Annotated in this window: 12 protein-coding genes; 3 read left to right on the top strand and 9 right to left on the bottom strand. The window is 74.1% G+C overall.

From position 1 onward, the window contains the following. Positions 1 to 5 precede the first annotated feature (5 nt). Positions 6 to 1505 carry a CoA-acylating methylmalonate-semialdehyde dehydrogenase gene (locus tag OG444_RS14465; protein WP_327262571.1) on the top strand — a complete coding sequence of 500 codons (1500 nt, stop codon included), beginning with the start codon at positions 6 to 8 and terminating at the stop codon, positions 1503 to 1505. Between the two features lie 80 nt (positions 1506 to 1585). Here the strand turns inward: OG444_RS14465 and OG444_RS14460 are convergent, their stop codons facing one another. The 6 genes from OG444_RS14460 to OG444_RS14435 all read right to left on the bottom strand — a co-directional run bounded on the left by OG444_RS14460 (position 1586) and on the right by OG444_RS14435 (position 9047). After that, entirely contained in the window at positions 1586 to 2752 is a 1167-nt protein-coding gene (locus OG444_RS14460) for a hypothetical protein (RefSeq protein ID WP_327262570.1), read from the bottom strand. 61 nt (positions 2753 to 2813) lie between these two features. Next, positions 2814 to 3881 carry a WxL protein peptidoglycan domain-containing protein gene (locus OG444_RS14455; RefSeq protein ID WP_327262569.1) on the bottom strand — a complete coding sequence of 356 codons (1068 nt, stop codon included), beginning with the start codon at positions 3879 to 3881 and terminating at the stop codon, positions 2814 to 2816. An 84-nt stretch (positions 3882 to 3965) separates the two neighbouring features. Continuing rightward, on the bottom strand, positions 3966 to 5261 hold the full coding sequence (locus tag OG444_RS14450; protein ID WP_327262568.1) for a hypothetical protein: 1296 nt from the start codon (positions 5259 to 5261) through the stop codon (positions 3966 to 3968). Between the two features lie 218 nt (positions 5262 to 5479). Then, a complete protein-coding gene (locus OG444_RS14445) occupies positions 5480 to 6712 on the bottom strand; it encodes a S8 family peptidase (RefSeq protein ID WP_327262567.1) in 1233 nt (410 codons plus the stop codon). Between the two features lie 116 nt (positions 6713 to 6828). Beyond that, positions 6829 to 8511, bottom strand: coding sequence for a serine/threonine-protein kinase (locus tag OG444_RS14440; RefSeq protein ID WP_327262566.1), 1683 nt, complete (start codon positions 8509 to 8511; stop codon positions 6829 to 6831). Between the two features lie 122 nt (positions 8512 to 8633). Further along, positions 8634 to 9047, bottom strand: a complete 414-nt coding sequence (locus OG444_RS14435; protein ID WP_327262565.1) for a GNAT family N-acetyltransferase — start codon at positions 9045 to 9047, stop codon at positions 8634 to 8636. 142 nt (positions 9048 to 9189) lie between these two features. Here OG444_RS14435 and OG444_RS14430 point away from each other — a divergent pair, with 142 nt between their 5' ends. Then, on the top strand, positions 9190 to 9960 hold the full coding sequence (locus OG444_RS14430; protein WP_327262564.1) for an alpha/beta fold hydrolase: 771 nt from the start codon (positions 9190 to 9192) through the stop codon (positions 9958 to 9960). A 28-nt stretch (positions 9961 to 9988) separates the two neighbouring features. Here OG444_RS14430 and OG444_RS14425 read toward each other — a convergent pair whose 3' ends face one another. Continuing rightward, positions 9989 to 10504 carry a hypothetical protein gene (locus tag OG444_RS14425; protein WP_327262563.1) on the bottom strand — a complete coding sequence of 172 codons (516 nt, stop codon included), beginning with the start codon at positions 10502 to 10504 and terminating at the stop codon, positions 9989 to 9991. 191 nt (positions 10505 to 10695) lie between these two features. Here OG444_RS14425 and OG444_RS14420 point away from each other — a divergent pair, with 191 nt between their 5' ends. Further along, a complete protein-coding gene (locus tag OG444_RS14420; RefSeq protein WP_327262562.1) occupies positions 10696 to 11172 on the top strand; it encodes a phospholipase in 477 nt (158 codons plus the stop codon). On the opposite strand, the gene OG444_RS14415 is transcribed toward OG444_RS14420, so the two are convergent. Beyond that, positions 11173 to 12294, bottom strand: a complete 1122-nt coding sequence (locus OG444_RS14415; RefSeq protein WP_327262561.1) for a sulfite oxidase — start codon at positions 12292 to 12294, stop codon at positions 11173 to 11175. Between the two features lie 60 nt (positions 12295 to 12354). After that, entirely contained in the window at positions 12355 to 13647 is a 1293-nt protein-coding gene (locus OG444_RS14410; protein ID WP_327262560.1) for a phosphoribosyltransferase family protein, read from the bottom strand. Between the last annotated feature and the right edge of the window lie 301 nt (positions 13648 to 13948).

Below are 13948 nucleotides of genomic sequence, written 5' to 3'. Positions count from 1 at the left end.
AGGCAATGAAGACCGTCAACCACTGGATCGGTGGCAAGACCGTCGAGGGCGCGTCGGGCAACTACGGCCCGGTCACCGACCCGGCCACCGGCGAGGTCACCACGCAGGTCGCGCTCGCCTCGGCCGACGAGGTCGACGCGGCCGTACGGGTCGCCCAGGAGGCCTACCTCACCTGGGGCCAGTCCTCGCTGGCCGCCCGCACCAAGGTGCTGTTCGCCTACCGCGCCCTGCTGGACGCCAACCGTGACGCCATCGCCGAGCTGATCACCGCCGAGCACGGCAAGGTCCACTCGGACGCGCTCGGCGAGGTCGCCCGGGGCCTGGAGATCGTCGAGCTGGCCTGCGGGATCACCACGCAGCTCAAGGGCGAGCTGTCCACCTCCGTCTCCAACCGGGTGGACGTCTCCTCGATCCGCCAGCCGCTGGGCGTCGTCGCGGGCATCACGCCCTTCAACTTCCCGGCGATGGTCCCGATGTGGATGTTCCCGCTTGCTGTGGCCTGCGGAAACACCTTCATCCTCAAGCCGAGCGAGAAGGACCCGTCGGCCGCCAACAAGCTCGCCGAGCTGGCGAGCGAGGCCGGTCTGCCGGCGGGCGTGCTGAACGTGGTCCACGGCGACAAGGTGGCCGTGGACGCACTGCTCGCCCACCCCGGCATCGCCGCCGTCTCCTTCGTCGGCTCGACCCCGATCGCCCGCCACATCCACACCACCGCCTCGGCCAACGGCAAGCGCGTCCAGGCCCTCGGCGGCGCCAAGAACCACATGCTGGTCCTGCCGGACGCCGACCTGGACGCCGCCGCCGACGCGGCCGTCTCTGCCGCCTACGGCTCGGCCGGTGAGCGCTGCATGGCGATCTCCGCCGTGGTCGCCGTCGGCGCGATCGGCGACGAGCTCGTCGAGAAGATCCGCGAGCGCGCCGAGAAGATCAAGATCGGCCCCGGCAACGACCCGAACTCCGAGATGGGCCCGCTGATCACCGCCGCCCACCGCGACAAGGTCGCCTCCTACGTGAAGGGCGCGGCCGACCAGGGCGCGGACGTCGTCCTCGACGGCACCGGCTTCACGGTCGAGGGCAACGAGAACGGCCACTGGATCGGCCTGTCCCTGCTGGACCGCGTCAAGACCGACTCCGACGCCTACCGCGACGAGATCTTCGGCCCGGTGCTGTGCGTGCTGCGCGCCGAGACCTACGAGGAGGGCGTGGCGCTCATCAACGCCTCGCCGTTCGGCAACGGCACCGCGATCTTCACCCGCGACGGCGGCGCCGCCCGCCGCTTCCAGCTGGAGATCGAGGCCGGCATGGTCGGCGTCAACGTGCCGATCCCGGTGCCGGTGGGCTACCACTCCTTCGGTGGCTGGAAGGACTCGCTCTTCGGCGACCACCACATCTACGGCAACGACGGCATCCACTTCTACACCCGCGGCAAGGTCGTCACGACCCGCTGGCCGGACCCCTCCGAGGGCCACCTCGGCGTGGACCTGGGCTTCCCCCGCAACCACTGACCGCGGGCAAGCCCCGTAGGACCGGCCGACTCGCCCCCGCAACCCTCACCGCGGGGGCGAGTCGCGTTTCCCGGCGCCCGTCAGAACCTCGACCAGACGTCCGTGGCGGCCTTGGCGCCCCAGACCGCGTCGCCGTGGCCGTAGCCGGGGACCACGGTGAAGGTGACCCGTTCGTTCCCGGCGGCGCGGATCAGCTCCGCTCCCCGGGGGTGGTCGCCGCGGCCCAGGGCGGTGTTCACCCAGACGACCTCGGCGCGGATCCGGTCCCAGGCGATCCGGTAGGTGGCGTCGTCGCCCGCCCAGACCGCCGCGAGATCCCGCATCAGGGCGGTCGCGACGAGGCCGCTGCCGAGGGCGGAGGTGGCCGCGTGCCAGACGGCCAGCGGGGTGTGGGTCAGGGCGAACCGGTCCTCGGCCGGGGTCGGGCCGAAGGCATGGCTGCCGGCGCTGTGCCCCTGGGTGTAGATCCAGTTCGCCGGGCCCGGGAGGGCGGCGGTGCGGATCAGCGCGAAGTGGGCCAGCCCCGCATGGGTGAAGCGCTGAGCGGGGTCCGACGGCCAGGGCACCGGGGAGACGCCGTCCGGATCGGCCACCGCCTTCGCGACCACGGCGGCGAGCCCCGGATCGACGGTGGTGACGCCCTGCGCGAGCTGGGTGGCGTACGCGTCGCACGTCGCGGCCGCCCGCAGGGCCCGCTCACCCGTGTACGGGCCGGTGGTGTCCAGCGCCACCACCCGGCGCAGCCGCGGCGAGGTGTCGTGCGAGGCGGCGTCCAGGGCGAGGGCGGCCCCTGCGGAGTGGCCCGCGTACTGGTACGGCAGGCCCAGGAGGGAATCCAGCGCGCGCACCACCGCGGCCAGGTCCCGGCGGTGCGCCGCGAGCCCCCGCCCGGCGGTGATGCCGGCGGCCGCGGCCGCGTCCTCGCGCGGGGTGACCCCGACGACGAGCAGGCCCCGGCGCCGCAGTTCGTGGGCGAGGTTGTGGTCGCCCGGTCCGCCCGGGGTGAAGAAGTCCGCCGCGAAGTTCAGGCCGCCGCCGGGCAGCAGGTACACGATCCCCTTCGGCGCCCGTCCGGTGTCCGCGATCACGTCCACCGTGACGGGGGCCGGTCCGCCGTCCTCCAGCGGGAGGGTGAGGCGGATCCAGCCGTCGCCGGGCAGGTAGGCGGCGGTGCCGGTGCCCAGCGCCCGCTCGATGCGGGTCAACAGCCCCGTGCCCTTGGCCGCGTCGCCGTGCTGTCGTTCCATGTGGTGCCTCCCCGCCCGCCGGTGATGGCCGAATACCGTCACCCGGGGACACCCTCGCCGGTCAGCGCGTCCCAGCCAAGTCCGCTACGGGTTCCTGCTGTTCGCCCTCCGCGTGACGCCGGCGGCGCAGCGCCCACACGGTGGCCGTCGCGCCGGCCAGGACCAGGAGCAGGCCGACGGCCGGCCACGGCACGGCGATGAACTCCGTCTCCGCCTCCGGGAGCAGATCGGGGTGGCCCGCCGCGCCCGCCCTGATCCTGACGGTCACCCAGTCCGACTGGGGGGCGTCAGGCCACGGTTCGGTCAGCTCGATCCGCTGGCCCGGCAGCAGGGACAGCTTCAGTCCGCGGGCGGGCCGGTCCAGCACCTTGCGCCCGAACAGCCCCTCGGCGGAGACCGTCACCTCGGGTTCCACGACGACATTGCCCCGGTTGACCAGTGCGTACGAGACCGTGGCGCGGGCGTTCCCGATCCAGGGCAGCAGCGGCGCCGACCGGCTCACCCGCACGTCCTCCACGCTCAGTCCCGCCGTGACGGGCCCCGGCACCCGGAAGTAGAGCCGGGCGCCGACCGAGCGCTTCACGCCGACCTGGACCTTGCCGTCCTGCTGTACGCCCTCCACGGCGGTGCCCAGGGCGACGATCCCGCCGACGTGGTCACCGGGCGTCGCGTCCGCCGGGACCTGCACGGTGAACGGGATGTCCTTGCGGCCCTTGGCGGGCACGGTGACGGTGCTCGCGGTCTCCGGCGCCAGGGTGATCCAGGCGCCGACGTCCTTGGGCCTCGTCTCCACCGGCAGCAGCGCGAAGGCGCCGCCGGCCGGGGTGTTCACGGCGTCGGTGGCGAAGACCTGGAACGTCAGCTCCTTGTCGGAGGAGTTCAGGAGGGTCACGCTGTCGCTGAGGGTGCTCCCGGCCGTGCCCTGGTGGAAGAAGTAGGCGCGGTCGGTCATCGCCGCGCCGGCCGCGGGCGTCGGGAACACCCCCCACGTGCCGTTGTCCGCGGCCGTCGCCGCGGTGGCCGGCAACAGGCCCGCGCCGAGCAGCAGGCCGAGGAGAAGGCCGTACAGGAAGGTGCGGGTGCGGCTACGGGGGCGGCTGCACGTGCGGCTGCGGCTGCGGAGGGGCATGGGCGGTCTCCAGTCGGCGCGGAAAGGGGAAGGGGTGGTGCGGCGCCGGAGCGCCGCACCACCCTGGTCGAGCGGCCGTACGGGTCAGGCGATCGAGAAGGTCACGACCGTCTGGTAGGTGTCCGCGAACATGAAGGGCGGGAGCTGGATCATCCCGGCGCCGCCGACGGCGAACTCACCGCCGGTCAGCTCGTCCCCGCCGGCGGCCTGGGAGGCCACCTTCATCGGGACGTCGGAGATCGCGCCGGGGGTGCCCGCGGTGCAGGTGCTCGGGCTGTCCGGGTTGGTCACGGTGCAGGACGGCTGGATGCCGATCTGCGCCTTCGCCATCGAGTGGCCGGTGGCCTGGTTCAGGAACGGCGTGCGCGTCGCCGTCACGTCCCAGCCGAGCGAGCCGCCGCGGAAGTCCTGGACGGTCGCGGCGTTGAAGACGCCGACCACCGACTGGGCCTTGCCGTTGATGGTGACGGAACCGAAGCTGACGGCCGGCTGGCCGTCCTTCGGGCCGAGGCCCAGCGGGCCGGGCAGGACCTCGACGTCGACCGGGTTCTTCACGCCGGCCTGCTCCTCCAGGAACACGAAGGCCTTGTACGGGGTGATCGAACCGTCGATCCTGATCGCGTCGGCCTTCTTGGTGACCGTGACGTTGCAGGTTGCCGCGCCGGACGCGTCCGCCGTGCCCGCACCGGTGTCACCGGTCGCCGTGCCCGCGAGCAGGGCCGAGCACGTGACGGCGCCGGCCGGGAAGTTGGCGCCGGTCACGGCGACGACGGTGCCCGCCGGTCCGCTGTTGGGCGTCAGCCTCGTCGTGACCGGGTCCTTGGGCAGGGCCTCCACGGCGACCGAGCCGAGCGAGGCGCTGGGACGCGGCGCCGGGGTGCAGGTGGTGGTGAAGACCGAACCGGAGAGGTCCGCGTCGGTCACCGCCAGGTCGAGGGCGACCTGGACCGTGGTGCCCTCGGTGCCGTCCGGGATCCTGATCGTTCCGGAGAACGCCTTGGGGTCGAGGGGCTGCCCGGCCACGACGGAGACGGTCTCCGGCGGGCTGGTGACCACCTGGGTGGTGGTACCGACCTTGAGGGTGATCTTGGACGTGTTCACCGTGGTCACGGAGAACGAGGGGATCAGCGGGCTCGCACCCGGGTCGATCGTGATCGGGACGACATCGCCGGCCTTGGCGCCGTCGGGCAGGGTGACGGTGAAGTTCTGGTTGCCGGAGCCGTCCGGCTGCGGCGCCGGGGCGTCGCAGTTCTCGAAGACGGCCGTGGTCTTGGTCGCGGCCTGCGCGGAACCCGTCAGGGCCACCACGCCGCCCGTCAGGGCCAGAGACAGGGCTCCCGCCCCGGCCAGCACTCTTCGTCTGAGCATTCTCGTACTCACTGGGTCGCGACTCCTTCGTCATGACGAACCCCTCCCCCCACCCGCTGTGTGGGGGAGGCCGAGCCGGTGCGGTGGCCGATATTGACGCGTCGCCGTGATGAGAAGTCAATGACTTGCTTTCGCCCGAAGCACACAGAAATTGATGGGCCATCAGGGAGAGTCTGATGGCCCGTCGGATACCGACTGGTCGGGGTGGCTGCGGAGCAGGTGGACAGGACCTAGCGTCCGGTGGGGGTGTGGAGCAGCAGGTTCGGGGTGCCGGGCCGGAGGTCGGAGATCCGGTCGGGCACGGCGCTGTGCAGCAGTTCCTCGGACACCTGCGCCGGGGTGCGCGCGATCCCGCGCGCCAGGATCAGCGCGGCGGCCCCGGCCACGTGCGGGGCGGCCATCGAGGTGCCGGAGGCGCGGGCCGTGGCGGTTTCGGTGTCCTTCCAGGCCGAGGTGATGCCCACGCCGGGCGCCGAGATGTCCACGCAGCGGCCGTGGTTGGAGAAGGGCGCGCGCCGGTCCTCGGCGTCGGTCGCGCCGACCGTGATGGCCTCGGGGACGGAGGCCGGGGACCCGGAGCAGGCGTCCTTGCCGTCATTGCCGGCGGCCGCGGTGAAGGTGATGCCGGAGGCCACGGCCCGGACCACCGCCGCGTCGAGGGCGTAGCTGGGGGTGCCGCCGATGCTCATGTTGGCCACCGCGGGGGTGGCCCGCGCCCGGGTCGCGTCCTTCACCACCCAGTCGAGCCCCTTGAGGATGGCCGAAAGACTCGCGGAACCGCGGCAGTCGGCCACCTTCACCCCGACGAGCGAGACCCCCTTGGCGACCCCGTACGTCTCCCCGCCCACGGTCGCCGCGACGTGCGTGCCGTGGCCGCTGCAGTCGCGGGAGCTGCCGAGGAACACCGCGTTGTAGCCGTTGCGGGCGCGGCCCCCGAACTCCCGGTGGCCGGTGTTGATCCCGGTGTCGACCACGTAGACGGTGACGCCCTCGGCCCTGGTGGGGTACGTGTACGAGCCGTCGAGCGGGAGTTCGCGCTGGTCGATCCGGTCCAGGGACCAGGGCGCGGGCGCCTGGGGCTGCATCCGCGCTCCGGGCGTGCCGGGGGTGTCGGCCGCGTCGGGGGTGTCGGTGGTGTCGGCCGTGCCGGTGGTGTGGAACTCCGTGTCCGGCTCCACGGAGGCCACCCGGGGGTCGGCGGCCAGGGCGGCGGCGCGGGCGGCCGTGGTGCGGACGGCGAAGCCGTTCAGGGCGGCGTCGTAGACGGCCCCGACCTCGTCACCCGCGTCCACCGCCTCGGCGGCCAGGGCGCGTGCCGGGGCTCGGGAGGCGGTGTCCTTGAGGACGACGACATAGGGGGCGGCGTCGGAGTGGGGAGCGTCGGGGCGGAGGGCGGGAGGGGCGCCCGTGGTGGCCGCCGCGAGGAGTGCGGCGGCGGGGAGGAACGCGGCGAATGCGGTCATGCGGCCGATGCTCGGCGAGCGGCGGAGCGGGCGCGCGGAGGGTGCGCCGAGTGGGCGCACGACACGCCGCCGCGCGGGCGTATCCGAGCCGGGGCACGGATACGCCGGCACGTCGGTCAGGCCGTGCGCCAGACCGTCATGTCCAGCACCAGGAAGCTCTCCCGGTCCGACATCCCCGGGGTCGACTTCAGCGTGAGCACGAGCAGGGCGATCTCACCCGACGGGTGCTTGACGCAGAATTCGCTGCCGGCCGCCGCCGTGATCAGCGTCTGACGCCGGGCGGTGGTGTCCTTGAGGGCGGTCCGGCAGGTCTCGAGGGAGCCGTTCGGCTTGCCCCGCAGCATGGTGATCGCGCTGGTGTCGCTCTGCAGTTCGCAGCCGACCCGTTCGCAGTCCAGGCGGATGTCGCCCGTGGGGTTCGCGCGCTCCACCGGTTCCTGGATGCCGATCGAGTTCGATTCGTCCAGGTGCAGGGAGCCGTAGGGCATGGGCCTCGGCGGCGCGCTCGGGCTCGGGCTCGGGCTCGGCGTGGATTTCACGGCCTCCGGGGCCGGACCGCCGCTCGCCGGACCGCCCGCCCGGCCGGCCGTCGAAGCCGCCGGGGACTGCTTGGCCTGAGCCCGCGCCGGGTCCTGCCTGCCGTCCGACATCCTGTCGACGACCGTCCAGGCCGTGCCCGCCACCAGCGCGAGGGCCGTCGCGGACACGGCGGTGAGCAGCGCGTTGCGCCGTCGGCGCCTGCGCCGTTGTTCCGGCCCTTCCGGCGCCGCCGTCTGCGGAGGCTGCCATACCCGGTGGATCGTGTTCGGAGGAACGGGCGCCCCGGCGGGCGCCGGAACGGGCAGCGCGGCATGCGCCTGGCCGGGCTCCGGGCCGGGCTGCGGGGCGGGATCCGCGACGGGCTCCGGGACGGTCAGCTCGGGCCCGGTCACCTCCCGCCAGAGGGCCGGGCCGCTGTCCGCGTCGGCGTCCTCGCCCAGTTGCCGCCGGCACCACTCCACGATCTCCGCCGGGGTGGCCCGCTCCTGCGGATCGGCGGCCAGGCACCGGGCCAGCAGTGGACGCAGCTCCTCCGGCAGCCGGGACAGATCGGGCTCGGAGTGCACGATCCGGTAGAGCACCATCGGGGAGGGGCCGGTGCCGTAGAGGGGCTCGCCCAGTGCGGCGAACGCCGCCGTCTGGCCCAGCGAGAAGACGTCGGCGGCTGCCGTGACCTCACCCGCCGAGGCCTGCTCGGGCGACATGTACTGGGGCGTGCCGATGGTGGCGCCCGTGGCGGTGTACGCGGTGGAGTCGGACGCCAGCGAGATGCCGAAGTCGATGACGCGGGGCCCGTCGGCGGCCAGCAGCACGTTCGACGGCTTCATGTCCCGGTGCACGATGCCCGCGGCATGGATGGCCTGCAGGGCCTCGGCCACGCCCGCCATCAGCCACAGCACGGCGGGTACGGGCAGCGGGCCGCGCCGGTCCACCGCCTGGGACAGAGAGGGCCCGGGTACGTAGAGCGTGGCCAGCCACGGCGGAATCCCGTCCGCGTCGGCGTCGATCAGCTCGGCGGTGTACGCGCCCCGGACCCGGCGGGCGGCCTCCACCTCGCGGCGGAACCGTCTTCGGAACGCGGGGTCCTCGGCCAGTTCCGGCCGTACGACCTTGATCGCGACCGGTCGCCCGCCCTGGGTGTGCGAAAGGTAGACCCGGCCCATACCGCCCGCGCCGAGCCGGGCCGCGATGCGGTATCCGGCCACGGTGGACGGATCGTCCGCCCGCAGTGGCTCGAACACCTCGGTCGCGCTGTTCATCGGTCTCCCCCCATCCCTGATCAACCGATGAGTTGATCCGCGCTCACCCTAAGCGCCGCTCGGCGGTGCAGGGTTGGCGGGGAGGCGGCGTGCGGGGAGGCGGTGGGCGGGTGCCCTCCCGGCTACGGGGCGAGGGGCCAGCCACGCATCGAGAAGACGCCCTCGTCGCGGGCGCCGGCGGCCGTGTAGGTGGCCAGAGCGGGCTCGTTGTCGGTGTCGACCCCCACCCACATGCCGTAACAGCCGCGCGACTTCGCCTCCTCGGCCAGGGCCAGGGTCAGATCGCGGCCGATGCCGCGGCGGCGGTACCCCTCGTCCACGGAGAGCTCGTACAGGCACATCTCGGTGCCCTTGTCGGGGTGGATCATCTCAATGCCGGAGACCATCCCGGCGGGTACTCCGTCGACGTAGGCGATGAGCATCACGTGCCCCGGGGCGGCGAGGAAGCGCTCGGACCACTCCTCGCGGGCGGGCCCGTCGAAGAGGGGCTCGGCGGCCGAGAGCTCGGCGGTGGTGAGGGCCCGGCGGATTTCCATGGCGGCCACGATAGTGCGCCCGTGACGGATGGTCAGCCGATCCGCGACGCGGCGTGGCGGCCCGCGGCGCCCCGTCGGCCGGGGCAGCCCTTAGCCTGTTGCGGCCGTAAGCGAGTGTCTTGTGGATTCGAGGGGGAGCATCGTGAGGAACGCCGTGGTCACGCCGGAGGGCGACCGGATCCGCTGGGTGGAGCTGCCGGGGGACGAACCGGCCCGGGTCTACGTGCACGGGCTCGGATCCACCTCGCCCGCGTACTTCGCCGCGAGCGCCACGCATCCGCTGCTGGCGGGGCGGCGTTCGCTGCTGGTCGATCTGCTGGGGCACGGGCACAGCGACCGGCCCGAGGGGTTCACCTACACCCTCGAGGCGCATGCGGACGCGCTGGCGGCCGCCCTCGCCGAGGCCGGTGTGGAGGGCGCCGAGCTGATCGCCCACAGCATGGGCGGGGCCGTGGCCATCGTGCTCGCGGACCGGCATCCCCGCATGGTGTCCCGTCTGGTGCTCGTCGACGCCAATCTGGATCCGCAGCAGCCCGTCCCCGTCATGCCGGGGAGCAGCGGGATCGCCTCCTACACCGAGGAGGAATTCCTGGCCGGCGGCTGGGCCGAGGTCCGGGACCGGGTCAGCGCGCACTGGTGGGCCACGATGCGGCTGGCCGGCCGAACCGCCCTGTACCGCAGCGCCGTTCACCTGGCCGCCGGCACCACACCCACCATGCGTGAGCTGCTGCTGGAGTCGAAGGTCCCGTGCGCCTACCTGCTGCCGGAGGCGGACGGCCCGCTCCCGGGCGCCGAAGCCCTGGAGGCCTCGGGCGTGACGGTGGTCTCCGTCCCCGACTGCGGGCACAACATCATGCTCGACAACCCGGAGGGCTTCGCCCGGGCCACCGCGGCGGCGCTGGCCCGCGACTGACCGGGCAGGCCCCGCCCCGGCGGGACGGTCAGCCCTGGGTCCGCGGCGCGGCGGCGCCGCCCCGGGGCCCGGCGCCCGGGGACGGGGTGCCGTCCGTCCAGGCGTAGACCCGCTTGCCGCGCACCGCGACCTGGTACTGCTGGGCGTCCCGGCACTCGGACCGCCCCTCGGTCCGGAGGCTGTCCGGCCACCACTTGGCGTGCAGAGCGGGAGCGGCCACCGGCTTCGGCGTGCCCGCGCTGCACTGGGGGCCGTCCAGCGGCGTCGCGCCGAGGGTGAACCGGATCAGCCGGGCCTCGCCGGTGTTGCGCACCCGTATGCGGACGTCGGTGGCGTCCTTGGGTATCCAGGCGGGCAGGGCGAACGCGGCCTCCGCGCGCCGGGGCGCGTCGGCGGCGCTCGCGAAGCGCTTGCCCGTCTCCTTGTACACCTTGCGGTCGATCGTGTCGGTCACGGGGTTCGGCGGCAGGTTGGGCAGCGCGAAGGCCGCGGTGGCGAGGACTCCCACGGTGGCTGCGGCGATGACGAGCGGGCGGCGGTTCATGCTCACAGTCTCGGCGGGCAGGGCCCCGTCGCGCGTCCCTCCTCAGGACGAACCCGGAGTGCGCCGCAAGTCCCATACGGACTCATACCTGAGGGTTGGCGGGGCCCGGTTCCGTCGGGCGCGCAGTAACCGAGAGGTGCCCGGGGGAGTTGGCCGCAGGTGACCCGTCCGCCCCGGCACCGAGGAGATCCATGCGCCGTCGCCGCCTCGTCCCCGCTCTCGTCCCCGCCCTCGCCACCGCCGCCGCCACGGCGGTGCTCGCCCTCGCCCCGGCGGCCTGGGCCGCACCGCAGGTCCCGGCCGACAAACCGCTGGTGCTGACCCGCTGGACGCAGACCAGTGCCGCCAGCTACCAGGCGTGGGCCGACGCCCGCGAGCACCGGGAGGCCTGGGCCGCGTACGGCTTCGACTGGTCGACGGACCAGTGCACCTCGTCCCCCGACAACCCCCTCGGCTTCCCCTTCGCCGCGGCCTGCGCGCGCCACGACTTCGGCTACCGCAACCACCGGGCGGCAGGGCTGTTCCCGGCCGCCAAGGCACGGCTGGACCTGGCGTTCCACGCGGACCTGAAGAGGGTCTGCGCGCAGTACTCGGGCCCCCGCAGGAGCTCGTGCGACGGCACCGCGTGGACCTACTACCAAGCGGTCAGGCTCCTCGGCATCTCCTGATCAGCAGCACAGGACCGGGACGTCCTGGACCAGGTTGTTGCCGAAACCACCCCGGTTCCACGGCTGTTCGAGGGGCTGCGTACGGCCCTCGGCGTCCGTGGCGCGGACCGTGAGCGTGTGATGGCCCGGTGTGGCCGTCCAGACGCAGGACCAGGCCTGCCAGGCCCACCGGTGCGGCCCCCGGGGCGCCACCACGGCCCGGATCCAGGAGCGGCCCCCGTCGGCGCTCACCTCCACCCGGGTGACGGCCCCGTGGCCGGACCAGGCCCGCCCCTCCAGCGGTACGGGGCCGGGGTGCACCACACGGGTGCGGGTCATGAAGTCGGGGAATCCCGGCGGGACCATCAGGGCGCGCGGTGCGATCCGGGTGACCGGCACGCCGGGGTCGTCCGGATCGTCGGCGGACCGCCGGTACCGGTAGGCCTCGGCCTGCTGGAACCCGGTGAACGGCGTGTCGACCAGGGTGATCCCGCGGAGCCATTTGACGTGCGCCATGCCGTACCAGCCCGGGACGACCAGCCGCAGCGGACACCCGTGCTGCGGGGGCAGGGGCAGGCCGTTCATGGAGTAGGCGATCAGTACCCCGTGGTCGTCCCCGGTGGCGGCCGCCACCGGCAGGCTGCGCCGGTAGTCCTGCTCGACGCCGCGTTCGACCCCGTGGTCGGCCCCGGTGAACACGGCCTCCACGGCGTCCGGCTCCACCCCGGCCCCGTCGAGAACGAGGCGCAGCGGCACCCCCGTCCAGTCGGCGGTGCCCACCGCCTCCAGCAGCCACGGCTGGCTGACCGGCCGGGGGGTGAGGCGGGCCCGGCCGTTGCCCGCGCATTCCATCGTGACGCGGTGGGTGACGGCGGGGAAGGCGCGCAGGGCGGCGAGGTCCAGCGTCAGCGGGGTACGGACCCGGCCGTCGACGGCCAGGGACCATCCGGCGGGGTCGGCGGCGGGTATGTCGTAGTGGACCAGGACGTAGTGCAGTCCCGGCGGTGTGACCTCGTAGCGCAGGGCCTCCAGCGGAAGTCCGTGGTTACGGGCCGCGAGCGCCAGCTCCTGCGGGCTGATGCCCTCACCCGGCGACGCGATGCGGCCCGGGGTGCTGACATCGTGCACCGACGCCTGCTCCATACCCCCATGGTCGCGCGCGGCGCCGCGGGCCCGCCACCGCGCCACGGAGCCTGCGCGCCGTTACCCGCCGCCGGGCCCCGGCGTCAGGTGGCGGGTGAACCAGTCGCGGGCCAGGCCGGCCACCCGGTCCAGGGCTCCCGGCTCCTCGAAGAGGTGCGTGGCCCCCGGGACGATCTCCAGCCGGTTCTCGCAGCGCAGCTCGCCCAGGGCCGAGCGATTGAGGTCGAGCACCGTGGTGTCCCGGCCGCCCACGATCAGCAGTGTGGGGGCCCGTACGGCGGCGAGCCGCGGACCGGCCAGGTCGGGCCGGCCCCCGCGGGAGACCACGGCGCCGATACCGGGGTCCGATGCGGCGGCCCACAGCGCCGCCGCGGCCCCGGTACTCGCCCCGAACCAGCCGACCGGGAGGGACTCGCGGCGGCGCAGCCAGGCGGTGGCGGCCGCGAGCCGTCCGGCCAGCGTCCCGATGTCGAAGACGTTGGCCCGGTCGGTCTCCTCGGCGGGCGTGAGCAGGTCGAGGAGCAGTGTGCCGAGGCCCGCCCGGTTGAGGTCCGCCGCCACCGACCGGTTGCGCGGGCTGTGGCGGCTGCTGCCGGAGCCGTGGGCGAACACCACGACCGCCCCGGCGCCCTCCGGCAGGGCGAGGTCCCCGGCCAGGGCGAGGCCGTCTGCGTCCACCTCGACCGCGACGGCCCGCACGGGCGGACGGGCGGCGGAGTCGGCCGCCGCCCGTGCCAGCAGGAAGACGACCTCCTCGTCGGAGGTCTGGGAGAAGTCCTGGTACCACTCGCCGACGGCGCGGAAGGCGTGCGGAGTGGACAGGCACACCACCTCGTCGGCCGCGGAGCCCAGCCGTGCGACCGCGTCCGGCGGGGCCACCGGAGCGGCCAGCACCACCCGGGCCGCGCCCTGAGCACGTACGACCTCGCACGCGGCCGCCGCCGTCGCCCCGGTCGCGATCCCGTCGTCCACGACGATCACGGTCCGGCCGGTGAGGGGCGTCCGCGGCCGGTCCCCGCGGAACCTGCGGGCCTGCCGGGCGAGCTCCGCCTCCTCGGCGTGCTCGACGGCCTCGACGTCCTCCCGGCGGAGCCGGCCGCTGCGGACGATGTCCTCGCTGATGACGCGTACGCCTCCCTCGCCGATGGCGCCGAAGCCCAGCTCACGGTGGTGGGGAACGCCGAGCTTGCGCACGACGATCACATCGAGCGGGGCGCCGAGCGCGCGGGCCACCCGGAAGGCGACCGGGACGCCGCCGCGGGGCAGGCCCAGTACGACGGGATCCGTCCCCTGCAGGTGCTGCAGCGCCTGGGCGAGCTGCTCGCCGGCGTCCGCGCGATGGGTGAACAGCACGATGGCTCACCACCCAACCCGGGGGAGACGGAAACCCACGTACCCACCTCCTTCGACGCAACCCCATCTCAGGCCTTCGCGCAAGTCGGTCCCGCCCCGGGGCGGGATCCCGGGAGCGAGGGGTGGTCCGGCCACCACCCCCCGGGCCGCGATCCCGGCTTCCGGGGCCCCCGGGACCCGGGGGTGGTGGTCCGGCCACCACCCCCGGGGCAGGGTGTGTGCCGGACGGCCCTCGTGGTGAGGCCCTCCCCCGGGAGAGGCTCTGGGGGTACAGCAACCGACCGAGGGGGAGGGCGAGATC

It is taken from the genome of Streptomyces sp. NBC_01232, assembly GCF_035989885.1.
In the GTDB taxonomy this organism is placed as follows: Bacteria; Actinomycetota; Actinomycetes; order Streptomycetales; family Streptomycetaceae; genus Streptomyces.
The sequence above is the reverse complement of the archived record's forward strand: the minus strand, read 5'-3'. Positions and strand labels throughout refer to the sequence as shown.